General features: G+C 56.2%; 27 protein-coding genes and 1 tRNA gene. 9 read left to right on the top strand and 19 right to left on the bottom strand.

Annotated features, from left to right (window positions below):
- Positions 1 to 79 precede the first annotated feature (79 nt).
- From QMX84_RS16375 to fae, 4 genes are all read right to left on the bottom strand, one after another.
- On the bottom strand, positions 80 to 1,444 hold the full coding sequence (locus QMX84_RS16375) for an MFS transporter (protein ID WP_153329949.1): 1,365 nt from the start codon (positions 1,442 to 1,444) through the stop codon (positions 80 to 82).
- 139 nt (positions 1,445 to 1,583) lie between these two features.
- Complete coding sequence (locus QMX84_RS16370; protein WP_282364286.1) at positions 1,584 to 3,017, bottom strand: NAD-dependent succinate-semialdehyde dehydrogenase; 1,434 nt, start codon at positions 3,015 to 3,017, stop codon at positions 1,584 to 1,586.
- Positions 3,014 to 4,048, bottom strand: a complete 1,035-nt coding sequence (locus QMX84_RS16365) for an aldo/keto reductase (protein WP_262126141.1) — start codon at positions 4,046 to 4,048, stop codon at positions 3,014 to 3,016. Before QMX84_RS16365 ends, QMX84_RS16370 begins: the two co-directional genes overlap by 4 nt.
- Positions 4,049 to 4,058: 10 nt before the next feature.
- Positions 4,059 to 4,571 (bottom strand): formaldehyde-activating enzyme, encoded by a 513-nt coding sequence (gene fae, locus QMX84_RS16360; protein WP_048368760.1) that lies wholly within the window; start codon positions 4,569 to 4,571, stop codon positions 4,059 to 4,061.
- Positions 4,572 to 4,696: 125 nt separating this feature from the next.
- Here fae and QMX84_RS16355 point away from each other — a divergent pair, with 125 nt between their 5' ends.
- Positions 4,697 to 4,849, top strand: a complete 153-nt coding sequence (locus QMX84_RS16355) for a hypothetical protein (protein ID WP_153329953.1) — start codon at positions 4,697 to 4,699, stop codon at positions 4,847 to 4,849.
- A gap of 80 nt (positions 4,850 to 4,929) precedes the next feature.
- Here QMX84_RS16355 and QMX84_RS16350 read toward each other — a convergent pair whose 3' ends face one another.
- Positions 4,930 to 7,140, bottom strand: coding sequence for an OsmC domain/YcaO domain-containing protein (locus QMX84_RS16350; protein WP_282364285.1), 2,211 nt, complete (start codon positions 7,138 to 7,140; stop codon positions 4,930 to 4,932).
- A gap of 54 nt (positions 7,141 to 7,194) precedes the next feature.
- Complete coding sequence (locus tag QMX84_RS16345) at positions 7,195 to 7,674, bottom strand: hypothetical protein (protein ID WP_262126138.1); 480 nt, start codon at positions 7,672 to 7,674, stop codon at positions 7,195 to 7,197.
- Positions 7,675 to 8,326: 652 nt separating this feature from the next.
- On the opposite strand from QMX84_RS16345, the gene QMX84_RS16340 reads away from it, so the two are divergent.
- The 4 genes from QMX84_RS16340 (at position 8,327) to QMX84_RS16325 (ending at position 10,343) form a co-directional block, all read left to right on the top strand.
- Positions 8,327 to 8,611, top strand: a complete 285-nt coding sequence (locus tag QMX84_RS16340) for an XRE family transcriptional regulator (protein WP_262126137.1) — start codon at positions 8,327 to 8,329, stop codon at positions 8,609 to 8,611.
- 74 nt (positions 8,612 to 8,685) lie between these two features.
- Complete coding sequence (locus QMX84_RS16335) at positions 8,686 to 8,949, top strand: ribbon-helix-helix protein, CopG family (protein WP_262126136.1); 264 nt, start codon at positions 8,686 to 8,688, stop codon at positions 8,947 to 8,949.
- A complete protein-coding gene (locus QMX84_RS16330) occupies positions 8,927 to 9,202 on the top strand; it encodes a type II toxin-antitoxin system RelE/ParE family toxin (RefSeq protein ID WP_262126143.1) in 276 nt (91 codons plus the stop codon). Before QMX84_RS16335 ends, QMX84_RS16330 begins: the two co-directional genes overlap by 23 nt.
- A gap of 451 nt (positions 9,203 to 9,653) precedes the next feature.
- A complete protein-coding gene (locus QMX84_RS16325) occupies positions 9,654 to 10,343 on the top strand; it encodes an NYN domain-containing protein (protein WP_262126135.1) in 690 nt (229 codons plus the stop codon).
- A 44-nt stretch (positions 10,344 to 10,387) separates the two neighbouring features.
- Here QMX84_RS16325 and QMX84_RS16320 read toward each other — a convergent pair whose 3' ends face one another.
- Positions 10,388 to 10,843, bottom strand: a complete 456-nt coding sequence (locus QMX84_RS16320) for a GNAT family N-acetyltransferase (RefSeq protein ID WP_262126134.1) — start codon at positions 10,841 to 10,843, stop codon at positions 10,388 to 10,390.
- Between the two features lie 146 nt (positions 10,844 to 10,989).
- Positions 10,990 to 11,079: transfer RNA gene (locus tag QMX84_RS16315), tRNA-Ser, on the bottom strand.
- Positions 11,080 to 11,197: 118 nt separating this feature from the next.
- Between QMX84_RS16315 and QMX84_RS16310 the strand changes: the two genes are divergently transcribed.
- From QMX84_RS16310 to QMX84_RS16295, 4 genes are all read left to right on the top strand, one after another.
- A complete protein-coding gene (locus QMX84_RS16310) occupies positions 11,198 to 11,395 on the top strand; it encodes a hypothetical protein (RefSeq protein WP_282364284.1) in 198 nt (65 codons plus the stop codon).
- Positions 11,388 to 12,077 carry a crotonase/enoyl-CoA hydratase family protein gene (locus QMX84_RS16305; RefSeq protein WP_262126132.1) on the top strand — a complete coding sequence of 230 codons (690 nt, stop codon included), beginning with the start codon at positions 11,388 to 11,390 and terminating at the stop codon, positions 12,075 to 12,077. The genes QMX84_RS16310 and QMX84_RS16305 overlap by 8 nt, the downstream gene beginning before the upstream one ends.
- Positions 12,078 to 12,295: 218 nt before the next feature.
- The gene (locus tag QMX84_RS16300; RefSeq protein WP_282364283.1) at positions 12,296 to 13,078 is read left to right on the top strand and encodes a 1-acylglycerol-3-phosphate O-acyltransferase; all 783 of its coding nucleotides are present in this window, start codon (positions 12,296 to 12,298) and stop codon (positions 13,076 to 13,078) included.
- 83 nt (positions 13,079 to 13,161) lie between these two features.
- Complete coding sequence (locus QMX84_RS16295; protein ID WP_048368771.1) at positions 13,162 to 14,133, top strand: magnesium and cobalt transport protein CorA; 972 nt, start codon at positions 13,162 to 13,164, stop codon at positions 14,131 to 14,133.
- An 88-nt stretch (positions 14,134 to 14,221) separates the two neighbouring features.
- Here the strand turns inward: QMX84_RS16295 and QMX84_RS16290 are convergent, their stop codons facing one another.
- The 11 genes from QMX84_RS16290 to QMX84_RS16240 all read right to left on the bottom strand — a co-directional run bounded on the left by QMX84_RS16290 (position 14,222) and on the right by QMX84_RS16240 (position 23,773).
- Positions 14,222 to 14,950: an amidotransferase gene (locus QMX84_RS16290; protein WP_282364282.1), complete on the bottom strand. Its 729-nt coding sequence runs from the start codon at positions 14,948 to 14,950 to the stop codon at positions 14,222 to 14,224.
- A gap of 601 nt (positions 14,951 to 15,551) precedes the next feature.
- On the bottom strand, positions 15,552 to 15,893 hold the full coding sequence (locus tag QMX84_RS16285; RefSeq protein WP_048368773.1) for a ribonuclease E inhibitor RraB: 342 nt from the start codon (positions 15,891 to 15,893) through the stop codon (positions 15,552 to 15,554).
- Between the two features lie 276 nt (positions 15,894 to 16,169).
- Positions 16,170 to 16,775 carry an START domain-containing protein gene (locus tag QMX84_RS16280; protein ID WP_048368774.1) on the bottom strand — a complete coding sequence of 202 codons (606 nt, stop codon included), beginning with the start codon at positions 16,773 to 16,775 and terminating at the stop codon, positions 16,170 to 16,172.
- A 47-nt stretch (positions 16,776 to 16,822) separates the two neighbouring features.
- Positions 16,823 to 17,077: a YkgJ family cysteine cluster protein gene (locus tag QMX84_RS16275; RefSeq protein ID WP_153335571.1), complete on the bottom strand. Its 255-nt coding sequence runs from the start codon at positions 17,075 to 17,077 to the stop codon at positions 16,823 to 16,825.
- Between the two features lie 141 nt (positions 17,078 to 17,218).
- Positions 17,219 to 17,446: a hypothetical protein gene (locus tag QMX84_RS16270; RefSeq protein WP_282364281.1), complete on the bottom strand. Its 228-nt coding sequence runs from the start codon at positions 17,444 to 17,446 to the stop codon at positions 17,219 to 17,221.
- Positions 17,447 to 17,789: 343 nt separating this feature from the next.
- Complete coding sequence (locus QMX84_RS16265; RefSeq protein ID WP_048368777.1) at positions 17,790 to 19,229, bottom strand: PLP-dependent aminotransferase family protein; 1,440 nt, start codon at positions 19,227 to 19,229, stop codon at positions 17,790 to 17,792.
- 726 nt (positions 19,230 to 19,955) lie between these two features.
- Complete coding sequence (locus QMX84_RS16260; protein WP_282364280.1) at positions 19,956 to 20,771, bottom strand: OmpA family protein; 816 nt, start codon at positions 20,769 to 20,771, stop codon at positions 19,956 to 19,958.
- On the bottom strand, positions 20,768 to 21,124 hold the full coding sequence (locus QMX84_RS16255; protein ID WP_048368779.1) for a DUF4398 domain-containing protein: 357 nt from the start codon (positions 21,122 to 21,124) through the stop codon (positions 20,768 to 20,770). Before QMX84_RS16255 ends, QMX84_RS16260 begins: the two co-directional genes overlap by 4 nt.
- Positions 21,125 to 21,133: 9 nt before the next feature.
- Complete coding sequence (locus QMX84_RS16250; RefSeq protein WP_153335568.1) at positions 21,134 to 21,952, bottom strand: transporter substrate-binding domain-containing protein; 819 nt, start codon at positions 21,950 to 21,952, stop codon at positions 21,134 to 21,136.
- A gap of 139 nt (positions 21,953 to 22,091) precedes the next feature.
- Positions 22,092 to 23,021 (bottom strand): FAD-binding protein, encoded by a 930-nt coding sequence (locus tag QMX84_RS16245; RefSeq protein ID WP_048368781.1) that lies wholly within the window; start codon positions 23,019 to 23,021, stop codon positions 22,092 to 22,094.
- 2 nt (positions 23,022 to 23,023) lie between these two features.
- A complete protein-coding gene (locus tag QMX84_RS16240; RefSeq protein ID WP_048368782.1) occupies positions 23,024 to 23,773 on the bottom strand; it encodes an electron transfer flavoprotein subunit beta/FixA family protein in 750 nt (249 codons plus the stop codon).
- Positions 23,774 to 24,128: the final 355 nt, after the last annotated feature.

Raw genomic sequence — 24,128 nt, 5'->3', positions numbered from 1 at the left:
CCCCTGGTTAGGCCCCCGGGTGCCGCGATATTTTTTTATTAAAAAACCCCCGCCCCAACCCCCGCTCCTACGGCTTGTACTAGACCGGCGCCACCACCTTGACCGCCACCGGCGCGCTTTCTTGCACAGGGCTGTGCGCCTTGCACGCCTGGCTCAAGGTCAGGGATTTGGTCTCGGGGGCCCATGCCCATGAGATCAACGCACCAAACGCCAGAATCGCCGCCAGGATGCCAATGGTCGGGCTCATGCCAATCCCCACCACGCTCACCGGCAACAGGAAGGTGCTTACCGCCGAGCCCAAGCGACTGACCGCAGTCGCCAAACCAATACCGCTGGCGCGCACTTCGGTCGGGAAGCTTTCGGCCGGGAACACGCCCACCAGGTTGCTCACGGCTGACAGCACCAGGGTGAAGATGCCAAATGCCAGCACCATCAAAAACGCCGCGCTGCTGGGCAGGATCGCGAGGATCAACAACGCCACCGCCAAAATGATGAACGAGTTGATCAGGAAGCCCCGACGCGAGAATTTCACCGTGCACCAGATGCCGATCAATGCGCCGACAATCAGCAGCAGGTTGAGCATCAGTTCAGTGCCAAAGCCTTCAGCCAGGCCCATGGTTTTGAGGATGGACGGCAGGAAGGTGTAGATCGCAAAGTACGGCATCACGATGCACACGAAGAACAGGCAGTTAAACGCGGTGCGTTTGCGGTATTCGCGGCTGAACAGCACGGCATAACCCGAGCGGGTTTCGCCGGACGGGACTTCATCCAGCTCGACGTTGTCACCCAGATGCTTTTTGACGATGGCCCGCGCCTCGGCAATGCGCCCCTGATTGACCAACCAGCGCGGCGACTCCGGGGTGCCGATGCGGGCGATCAGAATCAAACCCGCCGGGATCGCCGAGGACGCCAGCATCCAGCGCCAGGCGTCATCGCCCAAACCGAGCATGGCGGTGCCCACAAAGGTGGCCGCCACGTAGCCAAAGGTCCAGATCACGCTGAACGAACCAAGCATCACGCCGCGATGTTTTTTGGGGGCAAACTCGGCCAGCATGGCGTGACCCACACTGAAGTCACCGCCCAGGCCGATGCCGATCAAAACCCGGCACAAAAACAGCCCCATCGCCGTTTCGGCGTAGAACTGCATGACCGACGCCACGGTGATCAGCACAAAGCTGACCAGGAAAATCTTCTGCCGACCGACCTTGTCGGAAATCCAGCCAAAGAACAGGCTGCCGAGAAACAGCCCGATCAGCGCTGAAGCACCGATCAACCCCTGCCAGAACGCATCCAGATGCATCTGTGGGCTGATCAAGGTGAAAGCGATGCCAATCAAACCCAGAATGTAGCCGTCTGTGAAGTGGGCGCCAAAGGTCAGCCCGGCGATTTTAAGGTGAAAGCGCCCGATGGGCAGGTCGTCGATTTTTACAGGTTGAGCGGACATGTTCGTCTCCAATTTTTTTTATTGACGGAGAAACCGATTGCTCTAGCTTTTCTTTGAATGGGTGTGGGAGCGGGCTTGCACGTGAAAACGACAGATCGCCTTCGCGAGCAAGCTCCCTCCTACAGAGGTATTACCGGGCTCAAAGACCGCCCATTAACAGGTACTTCAGTTCCAGGTAATCATCCAGGCCGTATTTGGACCCTTCACGGCCCAGGCCCGACTCCTTGATACCGCCAAACGGTGCCACTTCGGTAGAGATAATCCCTTCGTTGATCCCGACCATACCGGCTTCCAGCCCTTCGGCCATGCGCCACACCCGGCCAATGTCACGGCTATAGAAGTAAGCCGAGAGCCCGAACGGTGTGTCGTTGGCCAGCGCCAGCACTTGGGCTTCATCCTTGAAGCGAAAGCACGCCGCCACGGGGCCGAAGGTTTCTTCCTGGGCGATCAGCATGTCGTTGCTGGCCTCCGTCAGAATGGTCGGCTCAAAAAAGGTCCCGCCGAGGGCGTGGCGACGACCGCCGCACAACACCTTGGCGCCCTTCTCGACGGCATCACCGACATGGGCCTCGACTTTGGCCAACGCTTGCGCATTGATCAGCGGGCCTTGCTCAGTGTCACCTTGCAGGGCATCGCCGACGCGCATGGCCGCAACGGCTTCGGCCAACTTGGCGGTGAAAGCGTCGTACACGCCGTCTTGAATAAAGAAGCGGTTAACACAGACGCAGGTTTGCCCGGTGTTACGGAATTTGGAAGCCATGGCGCCTTTGACGGCTGCGTCCAGATCGGCATCGTCAAACACGATAAACGGCGCATTGCCGCCCAGTTCCAGCGAGACTTTTTTCAGCGTGTCTGCCGCTTGGCGCATCAGCAGTTTGCCGGTGCGGGTGGAGCCGGTGAACGACAGTTTGCGCACAATGCTGGACGCTTGCAGCGCCCCGCCGATGGCCACGGCGTCCCCTGAAACGATGTTGAACACACCGGCCGGGATCCCCGCCTGTTCCGCCAGTACGGCCAGGGCAAAAGCCGACAGCGGGGTTTCTTCCGACGGCTTGAGGATCATGGTGCAACCGGCTGCCAGCGCCGGGCCGACCTTGCGGGTGACCATCGCTAGCGGGAAATTCCACGGCGTGATGGCCGCCACCACACCAATGGCCTCCTTGACCACAATGATCCGCGCATCAGCCTTGTGGCTCGGGATCACATCGCCATACGCGCGCTTGGCTTCTTCGGCAAACCACTCCAGAAAGCTTGCGGCATACACCACTTCGCCCATGGCCTCAGCCAGCGGCTTGCCTTGTTCGCGGCTGAGCAGAGTGGCCAGGTCCTTCTGGTTGCTCAACATCAGTTCGCCCCAGCGCTTGAGACGCTGGCTGCGCTCTTTGGCGGTCAGCTTGCGCCAGGCCGGCAAGGCGCCATTGGCCGCATCAATGGCCAGTTCGGTTTCTTCAGCGCCAGCCTTTTGCACGTTGGCGACCAACTCGCCCGTGGCCGGGTTGAGCACCGGGTAAGTCGGGCCACCGCTGGACCATTGACCATCGATGAAATTGCCGTGACGGATCAGCGCGCTCATGCCACCGCCTCCGTCAGGGTGAAACGTTCGTGGGCCGGGCGAGCCGAGCGCAGGATGCGTTTACCGGCGGTGTAATCATTGATCACGTCGCACGGGGTGTAATTGCGCTCCAGTTCGTACAGTTCATCGGCATCGAGCTGGGTGTCCAGTGCAGCCAGGGCGCTGTCGAACTGCGCCGTGGTGTCAGCCCCCACCAGCATGCAATCAACGCCCGGATGGTTGGCGACCCACGCCTGGGCGATTTGGGCATTGGACACACCCCGGGCACGCGCTACACGCTGCACCGAATGGGCGATTTGCCAAGATGCCTCATCGCTGTACATCTGTTGCGTAAAGAAGTCGGTCTGGTTGCGCGTCGATTGCGCATCGCCGGTCAACAGGCCACGGGCCAGCGGGCTGAACACCGAGACGCCAAGGCCCTGATCACGGCAGAACGGGATCATCTCGCGCTCTTCTTCGCGGTAGGCGCAGTTCAATTGCAACTGCATGTTGATCGGTTTGACCCAACCGTTGCGCTCACAGGCCATGAGGATCTTCGCCAACTGCCCGGTGAGCATGGTCGAGACGCCGATGTAGCGGGCTTTGCCGGAGCGCACGATGTCGTTCATGGCGCTCATGGTTTCTTCAACCGGGGTGTTCACATCGAAGTAATGCAGCATGAACACGTCAACGTAATCCATGTTCAGACGCTTAAGGGAGGCGTCGATGCTGTCCATGATGTGCTTGCGCGAATGGCCGCTGGCATTGATCCCGGTGCGGGTGCCGTAACCCACCTTGGTGGTGATAACCAGGTCTTCACGACGGGCCAGGCGCTTGACGATACGGCCGACCACTTCTTCACCCACGCCAGCCGAGTAAAAGTCCGCCAGATCGATGAAGTTGACCCCGTTATCCAAGGCGTGCGCGACAATCGGCTCGCTTTGCTTTTCATCGAAAATCCACGGCTTCCAGTCCGGGGTGCCCATGTTCATGGTGCCCAGGCACAGGCGGGAGACTTCAAGGCCGGAGTTGCCCAAACGAATGTATTGCATGGCGCAGACCTCAGGCTTTTGGCGTGTAGAAAGGGTTGGAAATGTGCTCGACCACGTCCGCCAGTTGCGAGGTGTACGGCAGGCCGGTCAGCGCTGCACGAATCGCCGTGCGGCAAGCGTTGTAGTTGTTCAGGTACACCGCATCCAGGTCATCACACGCCGGGTTGACCCAGTTGGCGGTGACGATGGCCCACTCGTCTTCAGCTTCCGGCGGCAAGGTGCCGTCCAGCAGCGCTTCGAGAACCGCCTTGGCGATCCCGGCCTGGGACGCGCCCCACGTCGCGTTGCCATGCAGGTCGCTGCTGATCTCGGCTTTGTTGACGTACAGGGTCATCGGCTTGACCGGGATGTTGGGTTGCGCAATCACCATGAACGGGCAGTGCCCTTGGCTCGGCGACGCCAGGCTGTTGGCGAATGCCTGACCCGCCGGGCCGTTGCGCGGCCCGATCAAAATGTTGATGTGCGCGGCGTTCACGCCAGGGCCTTCGAAACCTTCACCGATGTACAGGTCGAGTGCTTTCATGAGTCATTACTCTTTGGACGATGCGTTATTGTTGGGATCAGTCGTGCAGGCCGGTCGGACGACAGGCAAGGCGAACAGGGACAGTCAAAGAGCGCAGCGCAGGGCTGGCGAGAAGGGATTCAGTCATGGTTGCAGCGCTCTTTTTTGTTGTGGTTGAGCTGTTGCTGCAATTTTTAGCACTGGCGCAGGCGCGGGCTGTAACCATTAAAAGTCATGGGGGTATGCGTTTAGGTCATAGCCTGCTGGCCATGGAATGCAGGAAGGAAGGCGGGGGATGAAAGAGGATAAAAATGGGTAGGAGCGAGCGATCTTTTAAAGATCAAAAGATCGCGAGGCAAGCTCGCTCCTACAGTCGGGATTACAGCGAAATGCCGGCTGCCTTGGCCCGCGCTGCGTGCAGTTTTTTGTAGCTGTCGATCAGGCGTAAGTGCCGGTCCAGACCTTCCAGCTTCATGCTGGTCGGGGTCAGACCATAGAAGCGCACGCTGCCGTCAGCCGAACCGATGGCGGCGTCCATGCGCTCGTTGCCGAACATGCGACGGAAGTTGACCTCATAATCTTCCAGCTCCAGATCTTCGTCCAGGTACATCTCCAGCACCGCATTCACGGCCTGGTAGAACAAGCCACGCTCAACGGTGTTGTCGTTGTACTGCAAGAACATTTCGACCGCCTCTTTCGCCTCTTCATGTTGCTGCAAGGCGAGGTAGATCAGCAGTTTCAACTCCAGAATGGTCAGCTGACCCCACGCGGTGTTGTCGTCGAACTCGATGCCGATCAAGGTGGTGATGTCGGTGTAATCGTCCAGCTCACTTTCCACCAGACGCTCAACCAGATCTTTGAGCGCCGCCTCATCCAGACTGTGCAGGTTGAGGATGTCTTCGCGGAAGAACAGCGCCTTGTTGGTGTTGTCCCAGATCAGGTCATCCACCGGGTAAATCTCGGAGTAATCCGGCACCAGAATGCGGCACGCCTTGGCGCCGAGGTGCTCGTAGACCGCCATGTAGACTTCTTTGCCCATGCCTTCGAGAATCCCGAACAGGGTCGCGGCCTCGTCGGCATTGGCGTTTTCGCCCTGGCTGGTGAAGTCCCACTCGACAAATTCGTACTCCGCCTTGGCACTGAAGAAACGCCACGACACCACACCGCTGGAGTCAATAAAGTGCTCGACGAAGTTGTTCGGCTCGGTCACCGCGTGGCCCGCAAAGGTAGGCTGCGGCAAATCGTTGAGGCCTTCAAAACTGCGGCCTTGCAGCAGCTCGGTGAGGCTACGTTCCAGTGCCACTTCAAGGCTTGGGTGAGCGCCAAACGAGGCGAACACACCGCCGGTGCGCGGGTTCATCAGGGTTACGCACATCACCGGGAACTCACCGCCCAACGACGCATCCTTCACCAATACCGGAAAGCCCTGCTCTTCCAGCGCCTGAATGCCCGCCAGAATGCCCGGATATTTCGCCAGCACCTCGGCCGGTACATCCGGCAGCGCGAACTCGCCTTCGATGATTTCGCGTTTGACGGCCCGCTCAAAAATCTCCGACAAGCACTGCACTTGCGCTTCAGCCAGGGTGTTACCGGCACTCATGCCGTTGCTGAGGTAGAGGTTTTCGATCAAGTTGGACGGGAAATACACCACCTGGCCGTCCGACTGACGCACAAACGGCAGTGAGCAAATGCCGCGCTCTTCATTGCCGGAGTTGGTGTCGATCAGGTGTGAACCGCGCAACTCGCCATCGCGGTTGTAGATTTTGCGGCAGTAGGCGTCGAGGATCTCAGCGGGCAGCTCATCTTTGCGGCCCGGCTTGAACCAGCGCTCTTCCGGGTAATGCACAAACGGCGCATTGGCGATCTCTTCGCCCCAGAACTGATCGTTGTAGAAGAAGTTGCAGTTAAGCCGCTCGATAAACTCGCCCAGCGCCGAGGCCAACGCGCCCTCTTTGGTCGCGCCCTTGCCGTTGGTGAAACACATCGGCGATTGCGCATCGCGAATATGCAGCGACCAGACATTCGGCACGATATTGCGCCACGACGCGATTTCGATCTTCATGCCCAAGTCGGCCAAAATGCCCGACATATTGGCGATGGTCTGCTCCAGCGGCAGGTCCTTGCCCGCGATAAACGTGCCACCGGAAGCTGCGGAGCTGGACGCTGGCATCAACAACGCCTGAGCATCGGCGTCGAGGTTTTCGACCTCTTCAATCACAAACTCAGGCCCGGCCTGCACCACCTTCTTCACCGTGCAGCGGTCGATAGAGCGCAAAATGCCTTGGCGATCCTTCTCGGAAATATCGGCGGGCAACTCGACCTGAATCTTGAAAATCTGGTTGTAGCGGTTTTCCGGGTCAACAATATTGTTCTGCGACAGGCGAATATTCTCGGTAGGAATATTGCGCGTCTGGCAGTACAGCTTCACAAAATAAGCCGCGCACAGCGCCGACGACGCCAGAAAATAATCGAATGGACCCGGCGCCGAACCATCGCCCTTGTAGCGGATAGGTTGATCGGCCACCACCGTGAAATCATCGAACTTGGCTTCAAGTCGAAGGTTGTCGAGAAAGTTGACCTTAATTTCCATGAGGGAATTACCAGAATAACGGGCTAAAAAATATGGGCGCCATTATCCGATTTTTCAGCAGGAAGTCCCGCCCTTTTCCCAAATGCCTGCCAGGCCACCGTTTTGTAGGGCGAGCTGACGTTGTGAAGTTTTGAGCTTAAAGGTCAGGGGAAGTGACGCGCCTGCTGCACTCAGGCGCGTGCTGCTTAGTGCGTCGTTAAACCGTCCAGCGATTTGTCGACATACGCTTTCCAGCTCCACCAAATGCATGGCCGACAACACCAAATGGCGCGGGTGCCCGCTCAAGCCATTCCCCGCCTCACTCGCCGAAGCACCCGCGCAGCGCAACAAGTCTGACGCTTGGGCCAAAGCCGCTTCTAAATTGACGCTGTCCGGGATGGCATACGTGGCCTGATCCACGTGCCGTGGAGGCTTATGGTTGAGCAGGTAGTAATCGAGGGCGCGATCCGTGGCGGCACGGTCTAACGACAATGCATCGCACTGAGCAGCATCTTGCAGGGTGGGAATGGGTGGATCAGGGACTAGCTTTTTCATAGATACAACTCCGTGTTTGCTAAAGGAGCTGTCACTTCTCGCTACTAAACGAATGGGTGGCAGCCATGCGCAGGTTAGTAGACCGGAGTACACGGAACCCGGCGCGCTTCGAGAGCGCCCTACGCACGGCCACCATAAAACCGAAGCCGAAAAAAAGCGCCTCTTTAAGGTGGCGCTTTGCGCCGTGTACTAAACCGGGCTACTAAACCCGACCGCTGATTTTCAGCGATGGGCCGAGACTATTCCCCGAACTGCACAGGCACAAGCGAACGGAAGTTTCTAGGATGTTTCACCGGATTGAAAGGGAAGCGTCGTACGAAACGGCTGATTTTGTATCTCTAAACTGTGATTACTCAGAGCCTGCCAAGCACAACAAAACAGCGGGTGACTCATCTGATGCTCGGGACTGTGCACCCTGACTCCTGTTGGGCAACAAGCTTGCGCTTAAATCAAAAAAGTGTGATTTGGATCTGGGTAAAGCCCGTAACAAATCACTGGGTTGAGCCTAGGACGTTTATTGCGATTCCTTTCGTCCCGCGATGACGGAATAAAGTCCTGACAATGATCTAGTTCAAAAAAGTAAATACCCAAGAACTCACAGCAAACCAGTTGCCAAAAAACACGAAACAAGTGACTTATCAGAGGAAAAAAAATGGCAAACGAACGCGTGACTAGTGTCTGGGATGTGTTGGTTGATTCACCGGAAGAAGCCGAGAACCTACGTGTCCGCTCTCAACTGATGCGGGCTATCAAGCAGGTTGTTAACGATTGGGATATTTCGCAAAAAGAAGCGGCCCAGCGACTGCATATCACTCAGCCAAGGTTGAATGATTTACTGAAAGGGAAAATTGATAAATTTTCTCTGGATGCTCTGGTGAACATGTTAGCCAGCGCAAATCTGAAAATTGAAATTCACGTAAGCCACAGGGCGGCCTGATTTCATGCGGTGGTATTTAGCGTATTTGGTCAGATTTATTAAAAACTTTGTATACACCTGACGAGGGCAACTTCATGGCTTCTCCAGTGCTGTCATTCCGTGTTGAAGAAACGCTGGTGAAACAGCTTGATCAGCTGTCTGAAGCTACGGATCGCGACCGCCAGTACCACCTTAAGCGCGCGTTGGCCCGTTACATTGAGGCCGAGTTCTGGCACATCAAAGCCATTGCCGAAGGCATAGCCGACGCCGACGCAGGCAAATTGACCGATCTCAGCACCATCAAAGCCAAGTGGATGGACCGAGCCAAACATCGCACTGACAGACAAAGCGAGCAGTGATCTTGACTCAATTCACGAATATTACGAGTCACGCTTAGGCGCTGCTGCAGCGGATGCCGTGCTTGGCCAGATCATCGAAACACTGGAGCAACTGCAAACGTTCACCGGCCTCGGGCGCCCTTCACAGACGCCCGATGTTCGGGAGCTGATTCTGGGCAAATTCCCGTTTATTGCGCCGTACCGGCTGATGAATAGCGAGGTGCAGGTATTGCGTATTCTTCATCAGAGGACTGAGCGGCTAGATGATTGGTGAGGCTGCTACGGCCTTGGAAAGATTAAAAATCAAAAAAGCCAGGTTGACTGGAACAAGTGAACGGATATTTCCAAGATGTTTCGCCAGATTGAAAGGGAAGCGTCGTACGAAACGGCTGATTGTGTGCCTGTAAGCTACAGCGGGTAAATCTTGGTGAGGTGCAGATGCTGCCGACTCGTCATCAGAGATAAAACCGGCCTGAACTTGGGTGTACTGTGGACCTGGAACTTATAAAGACTAATCTCTTGGGCTGGCTTAAAGCCATAACGTCGCAGGCTAAGTGCGCTTCAGCAGGGCAGACACAGCAGCACATCGCTGTAGTTGACATCTGCAAAATCTATGGCAAGATCCACGCACTACTCAGCCCCGTACGCAGCGATTCAGTTTGCTGGCCGTTGGGGCGAAAAAACCGACTTAGCGTCGGTTTTTTCGTTTTTAAGGGCTGACTATCTTGAGAACTGCGTGCTTTGTCGACGGTTACAACCTGTTTTATGGCCTGCTTGCAGGCACAGAGTACAAGTGGCTCGATCTTCCAGCACTGTTGGCACACATTCTGCGCATTGAAAATCCTGACAACGTATTGGCCACTGTCAGCTTTTTCACTTCCGGTGTGAAACCCTCTCTTGCCAGTCGCGGCATCCTCTCAAAAGAAGCCCAAGACAGTTATTTGCGTGCCTTGATCGCACGCGGGGTGAGCGTAACTTACGGACGTCACCAATTAGAATCTGGCAAGGCTCCACGTTTCGTCCACAAGAACACACCAGCATCCAGACTTGATCAGGTCGCTATCTGGAAACTTGAAGAGAAACAAACAGACGTTCATATCGCTATCAGTATGTACAGACTTGCAACTCGCCAAGCGGGCTTGATGCCACATGAGCGAATCCAGCAGCTTGTGTTGGTTTCTGCAGACACCGATATGACCCCTGCCTTGCAAGCGCTGCGAGAAGACTTCCCAGACCTGCGAATAGGGGTGATTTTACCGCACCGTGAAGGTATCAAGCGGACAGCACCGGGTTCTCTCAAGGCCTATTCGCACTGGATGCGCCACCTCGTGACCACGCAAGAACTTGCCAACCATCAATTTCCCACTCGTGTGCCGACGCTCAAAAAACCAGCCATTAAACCTGCGTATTGGTAATTTTTTGGGGCGTTGAGAACAGCCTGCTCGATGAACGAACTGGACTAACCCGCAGGCGGCTTTTCCATAATGATGGTGCGCTCAGCCCCATAAAATTCGTCCCGGATTGTTTGATAACCCAACGCCGCATAAAAGCTCTGCGCTGAAATCGACGATGGCACTCGCAATGCGCCAACACCAGCGCTGACAGCAGTCGCGTGAATGACATCCATCAACAATCGGCCGATACCTCTCCCTTGGTGGGCAGGATCAACGAAAACACTTCTAACTACATTACCGTCGAGGCTTGCAGTGCCGGCAATAGTCTCGCCCAGCAAGGCCACGAAAACCTTGCGCTTGCCGAGCAGTGCGCTGACAGCTTCAGGGGCAAAGCTGCGCTCAACTTGGGCAATGATGTCAGGCGAATAATCCTGTGAATTTGTACCACGCAGAGCGGCGATTACAACACGGCTTATCGCCGCTGAATCGTCCAGGGTTGCGGAGCGAATCTGACAGTCCATTTGGAAACCTCGATCGTTAACGATCCAGCTTAGCTCAAGGCAATGCGCCTTCACCAACTGCTAACCCTTTAACCTTTTTCCAGACGCCAGAAACCACAAACCCCCGACTTTCTCTTCGAAAATCAGGGGTCTGTGTTTACTTAATATGGCGGTGAAGGAGAGATTCGAACTCTCGATACAATTTCTTGTATACACACTTTCCAGGCGTGCTCCTTAAGCCACTCGGACACTTCACCGTATCTCTTCAAACATGTTCTGTCTGTCGAGGCGCGCTAATGTAGTCGAAAGCTTTCGATATGACAAATGTTTTTTTCAGAATTTTCATGCGCTTACGGGGTTTGCTGGTTTTTTGGCATGACCGGACCCGGCGATTCTGCCATTTTCAAGCCTTGGCACCGCAGCGCCGGCACGCTGAAGCTCAGGCACGCTGGCGTCTATATAGAAGGTGCCGGGCTTTTGGCTGACTGGTCAGTCAGTCACGGCGCTTTACCTGCGCCGTGGGGCTGGGTAACGTCTGACTCACTTAAATACAAGGAATTGCGCCATGAGTGACTTGATTGCTTATCACCTGGAAGACGGTATCGCGACGCTGACGCTGAGCAATGGCAAGGTGAATGCTATTTCTCCGCAGGTGATCACTGCCTTTAACGCGGCTCTGGACCAGGCTGAGTTGGATCGTGCAGTGGTGATTATCACTGGCCAGCCAGGGATTCTGTCGGGCGGTTATGACTTGAAGGTGATGACGTCCGGTCCTGAGCAGGCGATTGAGTTGGTCAGGCAGGGGTCGACGTTGGCGCGTCGCTTGTTGGCGCACCCGTTCCCGGTGGTGGTTGCGTGCCCGGGCCATGCGGTGGCCAAAGGCGCATTCTTGCTGCTGTCGGTGGATTACCGGGTTGGCGTCGAAGGCCCGTTCAGTATTGGCCTGAACGAGGTGCAAATCGGCATGACCATGCACCACGCTGGTATCGAGCTGGCCCGCGACCGCTTGCGCAAGTCGGCTTTCCATCGCTCGGTGATCAACGGTGAGATATTTAACCCGATCTCCGCAGTCGATGCCGGCTTCCTGGACCAGGTGGTCAAGCCTGAAGAACTGCACGCCACGGCGCTCGAAGTGGCTCGCCAGTTGAAGAAGATCAATATGAAGGCGCACAAAAACACCAAACTTAAAGTGCGCAAAGAACTCCTGGAAACACTCGACAAGGCAATCGAGCTGGATCAACACCACGCGCTCTGACCTTATCGCTTGATCGGCATCCCGATTGCACGGAGCAGTCGAGATGCCTCCCTCCCCAGCGCCCCACCGCAGTAGCGTCAGCACCTCTGGCTGGCACTTATCAGCCTTTGTTGAAACATATGCTTAAACATCAGCAATCTCCTGCGTGTATCGGGGTAATTGCCGTTTACAGTGCACGTCCGTACACTGCGCCACCTTTTGTTTTGATGAGCCTGTAAATGCTACTTTCGTTTCGCATGGTGTTGATGAGTGTGCATTTTGTGGTTGCGGGTGTTCTCGGCGTGCTGCTGGGCATGTGCCGCCCTTTCAATCCTGATAACAGTCGGCTGTGCGCGCGGCTGTATGCGTGGCCTTCAAAATGGATTTTGGGCTACAAGCTCAAGACTGAAGTCGGCCCGCTGATGGACAAGCCACAAAGCTGCGTGGTCATCGCCAATCATCAATCCAACTACGATCTGTTTGTGTTCGGCAACGTCGTGCCGCGCCGAACGGTGTGCATTGGTAAAAAGAGCCTGAAATGGGTACCGCTGTTCGGCCAGTTGTTCTGGTTGGCGGGTAATGTGCTGATCGACCGGGGCAACGCGCAAAAAGCACGCAAATCAATGCTGACCACGACACGCACCTTGCAGGAAAAAGACACGTCGATCTGGGTCTTCCCGGAAGGCACGCGCAACCTGGGCAAGTCGTTGCTGCCGTTCAAAAAGGGCGCATTCCAAATGGCTATTACTGCCGGAGTGCCAATTGTGCCGGTGTGTGTCAGTACGTACAGCCAGCACCTCAAGCTCAACCGCTGGCACAGTGCCGATATTCTGATCCGCTCCTTGCCTGCCATTCCTACGGCGGGTTTGACCCAAGATGACCTGCCACGGCTGATGGAGCAGTGCCGCGAGCAGATGCTCGCCTGCATCGAGGCCATGGATCGCGAGCTGCTGGCTCAGCATAAGCTGCCTCAGCCTGCACTCCCCGCCCGCAAAACAACGGCGTCTAACCCGAACGTCTGAACGTTTGTCACGTCAAAGTGGTTGATTGCACGCTAAGCTGCACCTTCGTGCCATAACCCTTTGATGAAGAAGCGATTAGAACTATGGGGAGAGTTGTTGCTGCTGCGGTGTACAGCGAAGGCAAAAAGGTCACCGATATTACGCTGGACGAAGGGAGCGACTGGGCTGCAAAGCCCGGCCACTTCGTCTGGATCGGCCTGGAGCAGCCCAACGCACAAGAGCTGAGCAATTTGCAGCGCCAGTTCAATCTGCATGAACTGGCCATCGAAGACGCCTTGGAGCAACACAGCCGGCCAAAGCTCGAAACCTTTGGCGACGCACTGTTTATCGTCACGTACTCGCCGATTCGCCATGAAGGCAAATTAGAGTTCGTTGAAACGCATATCTTTGCCGGCAATGGCTACATCATTACCAGCCGCAATGGCCATTCCGCCTCTTACCGCTCTGTGCGCCAACGCTGCGAGGCCCGCCCGCTGCTGCTGGAGCACGGCGAAGACTTTGTGCTGTATGCCTTACTGGACTTTGTGACCGAGAGCTATCAGCCCGTCAGTGAAGCCATTCACGCCGAGATCGAGCAGTTGGAGCGCACGATCATGGGCAATACGCTGAATGAAGCCGACATCGTCAAACTTCATGATTTGCGCCGTGATGTGCTGCGATTGCGGCGCTATGTGGCGCCCATGGTTGAAGTCAGCGAAGAACTTCAGCGCCTCGACTTCCCGTTTATCGACAAGAACATGCGCCCGTATTTTCGCGACGTGCAAATTCATGTCACCCGGCAAATGGAAGACCTGACCACCCTGCGCGACATCGCCAGCCAAACCATTGAGATCGTGGTGCTGCTGGAGTCGTCACGGCAAAGCATCGTGCAGCGCAAATTCGCCGCCTGGGCAGCCATCCTGGCGTTCCCTACGGCGGTGGCGGGCATTTACGGGATGAACTTCCAAAACATGCCGGAACTGACCTGGCATTACGGCTATTTCGGCGTGCTGGGGTTTATTGCGGTGGGCGTGACGGGGCTATGGACAAGCTTCAAGCGTTCGGGCTGGTTGTAGAAATCGAAAAAACTGTAGGAGCGAGCTTGCCTCGCGATCTTTTAGAAGATCAAAAGATCGCGAGCAAGCTCGCTCCTACAGATCCGTGTCAGGCCGACTCAGCCGTGGGTTTGTTCGCCACAAAGCGCATCATCCACTCGGCAACAGTCTTGCCATGGTGGTCATGTTCGAGGCTGGCGATGCCTTTGTTGTAAACCTGTTCGCCCAAATGCTCCTGGCGCAGGTCGAGCAAGGCCCGGGAATAGTCGTGAATGAACTCAGGGTGGCCCTGGAAGCACAGCACTTGGTCATTGATGTGATAAGCCGCAAACGGGCAAAACTCGCTGGAGGCCACCACTGTGGCGTTTTCCGGCAAAGAGGTGACTTGATCCTGATGGCTGATCAACAGTGTCAGGTCTTCAACCACAGGGCTCATCCACGGTGCCTTGGCTGCCAATGTGTATTGATGGGTGCCCACGCCCCAGCCTTTGGTCGCCCGCTCACTCTTGCCACCCAGCAATAGCGCCAGCAATTGGTGGCCGAAGCAGACACCCAACAGCTTGTCACCCCGTTCATAACGCGTCAGCAGGTACTCTTTAAGGGTTTGAATCCAGGGATCGGTACCAAAAGAGTCGGCCTTGCTGCCGGTCACCAGGTAGGCGTCGAACACTTCATCATCCGACGGGTATTCGCCATTCACCACGTTGTAGATGGTGAACTCTGCAGGAATGGGCTGCTGGGAGAACAGACGCTTGAACATCTGCCCGTAGCCTTGGTAGTGATCAATAAATTCAGGACGCAGGATGTCCGTTTCCAAAATGCAGATGCGTAGCGACATAAAAATACCTGGCACGATAAAGGCGAAAATAATGACGACAACTCGCTAGAGCCTGCCCTGAAACAGCAATTGATGGCAAGTACTGCGCGTACTGAAACCTTGGACAATCACCCACCGCTCACAATGTGCAGGCAAAATTAGTTCCCGGACGAACGGTAGGTGACTAATGATTTTAAACATCAGGGGGTCGATTGCGTCTAGCAACGGCCTCGCAGGGCATACACAAATTGTCTAATAGCGTTTTAAAAACTTATTGCGCTTGGATGATTTGAAAAGGTTCTAAGCCGCGTGTTATGCGGCCTCTAAGGTTAAGCCTGTCAACGGGCAAGACGCTTTCCAAGGATATGAGCCCTTACCGTGGAGCAATGCAATTCAGGAATAACAAAAAAAGGCAGGTCGCCATGTTCAAACACACGAAAATACGTCAAGCCGGGCTTATCCTCTTCGCTACAACTTTGCTGTTGATTTTGCCGAACCTGACCAAGGTCATCGGCTAAGGTGTCGCTTTTGTGTGCGAGTCCTCGGCACTTAAACGATCTCAATCCACAGAAACCAAAACGGCTAGCCCCAAGGCTAGCCGTTTTTACATCCGCAACTGACGTCAGTTCAGCAGGCCACGCACCTCCTGCTTGACGCCCCAGCCTTCAACAATGCCACCCAGCGGCGCTACAACCGCTTCGAAGTTCTGTTCAAAATCTCCGATACCGCCATAAGTCGCGTGCATCACCTTGCTTAACTCAAGGTGCCAGGCGCCGTCCTCACCCACATTGATCTGGGCATTAAAGGACTCACCACAAAATTTGCCTGCTGCTCTGCGCGCCCGCTCCTCATCCGGGAAGATTGCGTAAAACTCAATGGGATGGATACGTGCAAAATCAAAACCGCCTTCTTTCATGCGGCGCAGCACAAAGCTGCTGAGGTCTTCTTGATGGGCTGTGCTCATGAAACGTCCTCCTCGCAATGGATAGACATTCAGCGCTCTCGTCACACCAGCAGATGTGCCGGAGCAGAGAGAATAAGCATGTAGCGAACAAGATCAGAGCCAGTCGAATACTTCGCTGGTCTGGGTGCAGAGTAGACCTGACGGATAATCTCTGCCAAGGGGGAAATTTAAATTTTGTGCATTTAAATGAATGACCTTCGCACTCAAAAACACAGGGCCCGGCACCTGGACAGATGCGCTGTCCAGGACCAGCCCTATGGCCGTACGGGCCGCGTGTTACTTCTCAGCGCGCTCTTTGAGCCCCTGAAGGGTTTTGAACGGTGCATCCACCACGAACTTGTTGGCAATCAGGGCCGGGACGCTGCCACCTGGCTCGGTGTGCACCTGGTAGGTGACTTCAGTCAGGTTGTCGCCTTTAGGGACCAGCTTCCAGAAACCGTCCACCTGAGCCACCCGCACGAAGCCTTTTTCTTCAGGCTGATAGGTCGGTACGCCTTTGAGGGTACGGGTCAGCGTGCCGTCCGGGGCAACCGATGAGGTGACCTCCAGAATCGAGTCACGCGGGGTCACCGGCCAAGGCGTATTGAATTGGGTGTAAGTCCAGCTTTTGTCACCTTCGTGCTTAAGCAGCTTCTGAGTTTTGCATTCGTGAATCCAGGCACACGCCCCGGCCACGTCTTCTTGCAGGCCCTGAATTTTGGCCAGCGGCGCCTTGATCAGGGCCACACCCTGATAGGCCTTGTAAGCGGAGCCCGGGACTTCACTCAACGAGACTTTGATGCCGTCTTCGTTCTTCGCCACTTTCCAGTCTTCTGCCTGGGCCGCGCCCACTAACAAAACACTCAAACCACACGCCATTGCCACTCGATGTAACGAACCCATTGTCTTATTCCTTATTGTTAAAGGTCTGTTCACTGAACACGAATGCACTAAGCCGCCGTCACCTGTTCCCACCAACCAATCAGGTTGATGGCCTCTTGCTGACTGCTGCCGCATACCTCGATGTCAGCCTTGAACGAACCGCATACGGCGGGACGCTCAGGTTGGCCGAACAAACCACACAAGTAATCGACAGACAGATGCAGGCAGCGTTCCCCCGCGGGTTTGCCATCAGGCATGCCAGGGATCGGTGTACTGATGGAGGGTGCTATACAACAAGCGCCACAGCCTTCACGGCAATTCATGACGTTAGCTCCTCGTTAGGGGCAAAGTGCATTGATGACAAAGGATAGTACTCGCTGGAACGGGCGTTTGAAATTGACCGTTCAGCAGAATATCAGTGACTGATTAGTCAGTTTAGAAGTCCGTTTTCGACGCTGGGGCACTTATTGTTTGAATTCAAAATCGAGGGCGGCACCATCGATTTCATTCTGTCGCGCCTCGTTACGTAACTGCAGGCCCATTTCATTGCTGAGCAGGCGCCCGTTCAATTGAAAAGGGCTCTCCTCGGCCTGCTTTTCAACAAACATATTGGGCAACAACGGTTTGTGCGCAGGCATGGGGACGGCGCCTAAAGGGCGCAACTGCCGGACCATCTCGGGCGGCAAGCTCAAATCAACTTTGCTGGTCGGCACACGCTTTTTAGTGGCCTTCGCAGGTGATTTGGGTTTCGCAGGCGGGGTTTTCTTGGCCGGTGCTTTTTGCGCTTTAGCCGCAGGATTGGCCGGGGAATGAGCAGCTTTAGGCTGGGCAGTGACTGTTTCGGGTGCCGACGGGTTCGCTGGCGCAGCCATCGCGCCAAACGCAGTCAACACGCCTGCCAACACGAGTCCTACACAATATGTCGCTCTCATAACTCCCACGGTTTTCTTCGTTCAGGCACGCATGCTCGCGCTTTAAGCCGGCCGAGACAAGCCGAATGTAACCAAATGGCCATACCACACAGCCTTTAGCCTCTTAATAGAGGCCTGCTGTCTCCTGGCACAATTGGTTAGCAAGCATGCCCAACGTCATCAGCGCCCGCTCGGCTTCTTTGTTCCAAGGTGTGCCACAGTTGAGCCGGATGCAGTGATTAAACTGCTCGGTGTTACTGAAAATCAGCCCCGGCGCGATGCTGATGCCCTGCTGCAAAGCACGCACATGCAGCTCTTGGGTGTTCACCCGGCCCGGCAAACTGACCCACAAAATAAACCCGCCACTGGGGCGCGACATCTGCGTGCCTTCCGGGAAATACTGCTGAACGGCCAGTTGGAATGCGCTGAGGTTTTTCCGGTATTCCTGCCGGATGTAGCGTAAATGGCGGTCATAACCGCCGTTTTCAAGGTAAGCCGCCACCCCCATTTGCGTCACGCTGCACGCCGAATGAGTGGTGAACGTTTGCAGACGCTGGATTTCCTGCTGATATTTCCCCGCAATCATCCAGCCGATTCGTACGCCCGGTGACAAGGTTTTAGAGAAACTCGAGCAATAGATCACGCGATCGAGGCGATCGTAGGCTTTCAAGGCTTTGGTGCGCCCCACCTCAAACATCAATTCGCCATAGATGTCGTCTTCAACGATCTGGATATCGAAATCTGACGCCAGGCGCAGCAGGTGTTTTTGCCGCTCTTCCGGCATGGTGCCGCCCAGCGGGTTGCTCAAGCGCGTGGTGAGTACCAACGCTTTGATCGACCATTGATTAGCCGCCAATTGCAGGGCTTCAAGGCTCATGCCGGTGGCCGGGTCGCTGGGGATCTCGATGACTTTCAAGCCTAGCAAATCGGCCAGTTGCAACAAGCCGTAATAGGTTGGCGATTCGGCCGCGATCAGGTCACCCGGACGGGTCAGCGCCCGCAATGACATTTGCAAGGCATCCACACAACCGTGGGTGATGATCACCTCCGAAGGGTCGACCACCACGCCAGCATCCCGCATACGGATCGCCACCTGACGGCGCAACGGCTCAAAGCCGGGGCTGAACATGTAGCTAAAAGCACGCGGACTATGAAAACGGGTGACCTTGGCCAATTGCTGGTGCAGCGCGCGCACGGGCAAGTAATCGACACTCGGCACCGCAGCACCCAACGGAAACACGCCCTCACGCCGTGACTCGACCAACACTTGCTGGATGATGCTGCTGCGCGTCACCAGACCTGGGCGCTCAACACGCGCGATGTCCGGTGTGGGCGCCGTCAGGGCCGGGGTTTGGTGCACGTAGTAACCGGATTGCGGGCGCGCCCGGATCAAGCCTTGGTCTTCAAGGTTGGCGTAGGCCTGCAACACCGTCGCATGGCTCACATTCAGCTGTGAACTCATCTTGCGCACCGAGGGCACACGCTCCCCCGGCTGGTAGACGCCACGCCGGATATCCTCAGCTAGCTGCTGAGCAATACGTTGATAAAGCAAAAGGTTGGTCATGGCGCGGCACTCGATGTTCAGGCATTTTTTTTATATGAAGCATTTTTGTGGTGAACAATACCGGAACAGTTTAGAAGTGTACGGGCACAGTTGCCACTATTCTGAGCCGTACAGTGCAGACCGCGGGTTAACTGTATGGGTGAGCGGCAAAGAACCTGTAGGAGTTGCCGCCCCGTCTACGACGCCGCGCTGTCGCGCAGCAAACAGGACAGCGAGTATCTTCGGCATCCCCCAATCGGTTCCCTCTCCTTCGGGAGAGGGCTAGGGTGAGGGGCTTTTGCTTTTATGTACATATCCGTTGCTGCGGCAACGGCCACTTAGGGTTCCGGCCTTACGCCGCGTCACTTTGCAAAAGCGGCAAAGTAACCAAAACGCTTTTGCCCCAACCCCTCAGTGCCTCGCTGAGGCTCGGCATGCCCTCACCACAGGCATTGCTCCGTGGGCCCGCCGCGATCGGCCATCCCTGGCCGTGTCGCGGCTAACCCGGCGTCCTGCCGGGTTACCCACTGCGCAAAACCTGCGTTCGGCCAGCGTGGTTTAACGGGGCCTCTTGGATCAAGATCAAAAGCCAAATCAAGATCAACAGCTCGCGAGACAAGCTCGCTCCTACAGGGCCTTTAGAATCAATAACTTAATTTTTGTTTGATAAGAGCGAGCTTGCCTCGCGATCTTTTGATCGTTTAAAAGATCGCGAGACAAGCTCGCTCCTACCAGACGGTGTTGCGCTTAGCGAGCGGCGCCCAACTGGCCTTTTTCGTCAGAGAAGACGATTTCAACCCGACGATTCTGCGCCCGGCCGCGCTCGGTGGCATTGACGTCCACCGGGTACTGGTCGCCATAACCGGCCACCTGAATGCGCTTTTCGTCGATCCCCAGGTCGACCAGCGTATCGGCAACGGTCTGAGCCCGCGCCAGCGACAGGGTGAGGTTGTCTTCTGTACCACCGGTGTTGTCGGTGTAACCCTCAATGCGCACGATCCGCTTGGGGTTCAGTTGCAGAAACTGCACCAGTTTGAGGACTGTGCGGTTAGCCGAGTTTTTCAGGTCTGCTTCGCCGGTATCAAACAACACGTCGCCCAAGGTCATGACCAAACCACGGTCAGTCTGCGTAGTCGCCAGGCTGATGATTTGTTCTTCCAGCCACTTGCCCTGCTGCTGAACACTCAGCAACTTGGCTTCGCGCAAGGCCAGTTGCAGGCGCTGGCGCTCCAGTTCGAGCTTGGCCGCGCGCTCCTCATTGAGCACTTTTTGCGTGTGCTCACGGGCAATCTCGCTATAACGCTGGCTGAGGTAGGCGTAGTGCACCACATCTTCGCCACTGCCCCAGTAGCTGGACAAACGGTCGGCGCGGGCCAGCGATTCACCGGCGCGAATCACGTCTTTAGGCGCAATGCGCAAGACGTTGCTGTCTTCTTTAACCGCCTGGAAATCGCTGTTGGCCTGCTGCAAAGCCTGCTCGCCGCTGTGAGGCCCGGCGCAACCGGCCAGGCTGATGCTGCCAAACAACACGGCACTGCTGAACACACTGGACTTGAGGCTCATTGGGCCTCCGCCAGTTGTTTGCGCAAGCGGGTAATGCGGGTGTTGAGCACGTTCAATTGTTCCTGGCTTTTTTGCGTCAGAACCCGCGCCTCGGCCAGGCGAGCATCAAGCTCAGCCTGCTCGGCCTGCAGGCGCGCGTCTTTGTAGGACTCTTCAAGCATATCGGCCTGAGCATGGGCCAGTTTGTCTTCAGCCTGTTTGAGTTCAGGCATATCGTCGGCATTCGCACCGACCGCACGGGCTTGCTCCAAGGCTTGTTCGCTCAAGCGTATCTGTTGATTCGGTGCAGGGTCGTTCGCACACCCCGCCAGAGCCATAACAGCCAGGGCTGCGAAAAGAGGTCGAATCGTCACTAAAAATTCCTACTGTTTTGGGGCGCTGAGCGGTTGCTGCAGTTGCGATTTCCACCGCTCCAGATTGCGTTGCAGAGCGGCCTCGGCCATGCCGGAGGCGGGCAATTCTGTCATCTTTTTGGCGAGCTGTCCGCGCAACCACGGCTCATTGCACGCCGAGTCATGGGAGACCGCCAAAAATAGACCCGGCTGATCAATCGGTTGCGAATGCGCTTGCAAGTCATCAGCGATACCCAGGGTTTGCGCAGTCGCCATGCCGGCATAACGACCGGCCAGCACGTATTCGACCTGGCCCAGCAACAGCTTTTGAAACGCCTGGGTCAGGCTGGGTTGCGGCTTGAGGGTTAGTTGCCGTTGTGCAAAAGCATCAAAAGATTCGGTCAGCCGGGCCTTCTCGGAGAGCGCGCCGGTATGCCCGTGCAAATCGGCCGGCGTTTCGTAGTGCAAGGCCGAGTCTTTGCGCGTCCACACCAGGTAATCGTTACGCACCAGCGGCGGGTGGATGTAATCCAAAGAGTTCAGCCCGGCCAGGGTCAGCGGCGCATCAAGCAGCATGTCCATGCGCCCGGTGCGCACTTCGTCCTGAGCCTGTGAACGCTTGCCGGCATAAAGCACCTCAACCTTGATGCCCAGCTCTTCGGCAGCGTGCTGTAACAGATCAGCGCTGGCCCCAATCAAATGGGTCGGATTGGCGGGGTCGCGCCACAGATACGGCGGCGCATCGGGGCTGCCGGTCACGATCAGGCGCTCGCATTTACCCGCAGCTTCGGACAGCAAAGGTATCAATGCCAACCCCAATAACAACCTGCTTACCTTACGCACATCCATATTCCTACGCTCCACGTGGATCATTCAAACGCATAAAAAAACCCGGTCATTCAGGCTGTTAAGAGAAAGCTGAACACTGAGTGCTCTGCCCTTCCTGACAGCCCGGATAACCGGGCTCTTTATAAGTGAAGCGACTGGATTAAACCAGTTTCTCCAGCTCAGGTACTGCTTCGAACAAGTCCGCCACCAAACCGTAATCGGCTACCTGGAAGATCGGCGCTTCTTCGTCCTTGTTGATCGCAACGATCACTTTGGAGTCTTTCATACCGGCCAAGTGCTGGATCGCGCCGGAGATACCGACGGCGATGTACAGCTGTGGTGCAACGATTTTGCCGGTCTGACCGACCTGCATGTCGTTGGGTACAAAACCTGCGTCAACGGCAGCACGCGAGGCGCCCACCGCAGCGCCCAGCTTGTCGGCCAGAGCGTACAGGTGTTTGAAGTTGTCACCGTTTTGCATGCCGCGACCGCCAGAAACGACGATTTTGGCTGCGGTCAGCTCAGGGCGGTCCGACTTGGCCAGCTCTTCGCCAACGAACGACGAAGTGCCTGCATCGTGAACCGCTGCCACGGCTTCAACAGCAGCCGAACCACCTTCAGCAGCAACCGGGTCGAAACCGGTCGCACGCACGGTGATCACTTTGACTGGCGCAGTCGACTGCACGGTCGCAATGGCGTTACCGGCGTAGATTGGGCGAGTGAAGGTGTCAGCGCTGACCACCGAAACGATCTCGGAGATCTGGTCAACGTCCAGTTGCGCAGCAACGCGCGGCAGGATGTTTTTGCCGTTGGAGGTCGCGGCAGCCAGGATGTGGCTGTAGCCTTTACCCAGCTCAGCGACCAGCGGAGCAACGTTTTCTGGCAGTTGATGCGCGTAGGCGGCGTTATCTGCCACCAGCACTTTAGCCACGCCAGCAATTTTTGCGGCCGCTTCAGCGACTGCGCCAATGCCTTGGCCTGCAACCAGGACGTTGATATCGCCACCGATTTTGGCAGCGGCGGCTACGGTGTTCAGTGTGGCCGGAGCCAGTACTTTGCCGTCGTGTTCTGCGATTACCAAGATAGTCATTGTTAGATTACCTTCGCTTCGTTTTTCAGTTTCTCGACCAGTTCAGCCACCGACTTGACCTTGATGCCCGCGCTGCGTGCAGCCGGTGCTTCAACTTTCACGGTTTTGTTGGTCGAAGCCGTCGAAACGCCCAACGCGTCTGGCGTCAGCACTTCCAGCGGCTTCTTCTTGGCTTTCATGATGTTTGGCAGAGACGCGTAGCGCGGCTCGTTCAAACGCAGGTCGGTGGTGACGATGGCCGGCAGGCTCAGCGAAACAGTTTGCGCGCCGCCGTCGATTTCACGGGTCACAGCAACCTTGTCGCCCGACACTTCTACTTTAGAAGCGAAGGTACCCTGACCGTAACCGGTCAGCGCAGCCAGCATCTGGCCCGTTTGGTTGTTGTCGCTGTCGATGGCCTGTTTACCCAGGATCACCAACTGAGGCTGTTCCTTGTCGACCACAGCCTTGAGCAGCTTGGCCACGGCCAGCGAGGTCAGGTCTTCGGCGGATTCGACGAGGATGGCGCGATCGGCACCCAGAGCCAGCGCGGTGCGCAGTTGCTCTTGAGCGGTAGTCGGGCCGATGGAGACGACGACGATTTCAGTCGCAACACCTTTTTCTTTCAGGCGTACGGCTTCTTCCACAGCGATTTCGCAGAAGGGGTTCATCGACATCTTGACGTTGGCGAGGTCAACGCCGGAATTGTCCGCCTTGACGCGTACTTTAACGTTGTAATCGACCACTCGTTTGACAGCTACAAGAACCTTCATGGATTCCTCGTTACTCTCCGGTGAAAAGAAAGTCGCCTAGGCGAACCTGGCGGTTGATGCTCATCAGCACAAGGGCACCTCCAAAGATCGTTGCTGTGCCCTTCCCGTGCGACCGTCTGTCAGGTGTGACTACCAAGTCATCCACCAAAAGGACGTGTAAACTCCGCTCAAAAAATGTCAGGCTCCTGCAAGTTTGTGCCTGTGCCCTGTCTTTAGAGGTGCTCTTGAAACCAACAATCAGCCTACGGCGAGCGCAAAACCGCCCGTATCTTGACCGGAACGCCATTTGCGGTCAATACAGCAAATCGGCCACTTTTGAGCCGCGTGTCATTGATTTGTCTGGCTTGCAGCGAAT

This window comes from Pseudomonas sp. PS01297, assembly GCF_029959305.1.
GTDB lineage: Bacteria > Pseudomonadota > Gammaproteobacteria > Pseudomonadales > Pseudomonadaceae > Aquipseudomonas > Aquipseudomonas helleri.
Note: the sequence above shows the minus strand (reverse complement) of the source record. Positions and strands in the feature narration are given on the sequence as shown.

Excerpts from the sequence above, each read along its gene's own strand:
- QMX84_RS16260 (WP_282364280.1), bottom strand. The coding sequence starts at position 20,771 with ATGAGCCTCAAGTCCAGTGTGTTCAGCAGTGCCGTGTTGTTTGGCAGC.
- QMX84_RS16355 (WP_153329953.1), top strand. The coding sequence starts at position 4,697 with ATGGTTGCAGCGCTCTTTTTTGTTGTGGTTGAGCTGTTGCTGCAATTT.
- fae (WP_048368760.1), bottom strand. The coding sequence starts at position 4,571 with ATGAAAGCACTCGACCTGTACATCGGTGAAGGTTTCGAAGGCCCTGGC.
- QMX84_RS16370 (WP_282364286.1), bottom strand. The coding sequence starts at position 3,017 with ATGAGCGCGCTGATCCGTCACGGCAATTTCATCGATGGTCAATGGTCC.
- QMX84_RS16305 (WP_262126132.1), top strand. The coding sequence starts at position 11,388 with ATGAGTGACTTGATTGCTTATCACCTGGAAGACGGTATCGCGACGCTG.
- QMX84_RS16350 (WP_282364285.1), bottom strand. The coding sequence starts at position 7,140 with ATGGAAATTAAGGTCAACTTTCTCGACAACCTTCGACTTGAAGCCAAG.
- QMX84_RS16335 (WP_262126136.1), top strand. The coding sequence starts at position 8,686 with ATGGCTTCTCCAGTGCTGTCATTCCGTGTTGAAGAAACGCTGGTGAAA.
- QMX84_RS16290 (WP_282364282.1), bottom strand. The coding sequence starts at position 14,950 with ATGTCGCTACGCATCTGCATTTTGGAAACGGACATCCTGCGTCCTGAA.
- QMX84_RS16275 (WP_153335571.1), bottom strand. The coding sequence starts at position 17,077 with ATGAATTGCCGTGAAGGCTGTGGCGCTTGTTGTATAGCACCCTCCATC.
- QMX84_RS16300 (WP_282364283.1), top strand. The coding sequence starts at position 12,296 with ATGCTACTTTCGTTTCGCATGGTGTTGATGAGTGTGCATTTTGTGGTT.
- QMX84_RS16295 (WP_048368771.1), top strand. The coding sequence starts at position 13,162 with ATGGGGAGAGTTGTTGCTGCTGCGGTGTACAGCGAAGGCAAAAAGGTC.
- QMX84_RS16310 (WP_282364284.1), top strand. The coding sequence starts at position 11,198 with ATGACCGGACCCGGCGATTCTGCCATTTTCAAGCCTTGGCACCGCAGC.
- QMX84_RS16265 (WP_048368777.1), bottom strand. The coding sequence starts at position 19,229 with ATGACCAACCTTTTGCTTTATCAACGTATTGCTCAGCAGCTAGCTGAG.
- QMX84_RS16365 (WP_262126141.1), bottom strand. The coding sequence starts at position 4,048 with ATGCAATACATTCGTTTGGGCAACTCCGGCCTTGAAGTCTCCCGCCTG.
- QMX84_RS16250 (WP_153335568.1), bottom strand. The coding sequence starts at position 21,952 with ATGGATGTGCGTAAGGTAAGCAGGTTGTTATTGGGGTTGGCATTGATA.
- QMX84_RS16285 (WP_048368773.1), bottom strand. The coding sequence starts at position 15,893 with ATGAGCACAGCCCATCAAGAAGACCTCAGCAGCTTTGTGCTGCGCCGC.
- QMX84_RS16345 (WP_262126138.1), bottom strand. The coding sequence starts at position 7,674 with ATGAAAAAGCTAGTCCCTGATCCACCCATTCCCACCCTGCAAGATGCT.
- QMX84_RS16280 (WP_048368774.1), bottom strand. The coding sequence starts at position 16,775 with ATGGGTTCGTTACATCGAGTGGCAATGGCGTGTGGTTTGAGTGTTTTG.
- QMX84_RS16375 (WP_153329949.1), bottom strand. The coding sequence starts at position 1,444 with ATGTCCGCTCAACCTGTAAAAATCGACGACCTGCCCATCGGGCGCTTT.
- QMX84_RS16245 (WP_048368781.1), bottom strand. The coding sequence starts at position 23,021 with ATGACTATCTTGGTAATCGCAGAACACGACGGCAAAGTACTGGCTCCG.
- QMX84_RS16240 (WP_048368782.1), bottom strand. The coding sequence starts at position 23,773 with ATGAAGGTTCTTGTAGCTGTCAAACGAGTGGTCGATTACAACGTTAAA.
- QMX84_RS16320 (WP_262126134.1), bottom strand. The coding sequence starts at position 10,843 with ATGGACTGTCAGATTCGCTCCGCAACCCTGGACGATTCAGCGGCGATA.
- QMX84_RS16340 (WP_262126137.1), top strand. The coding sequence starts at position 8,327 with ATGGCAAACGAACGCGTGACTAGTGTCTGGGATGTGTTGGTTGATTCA.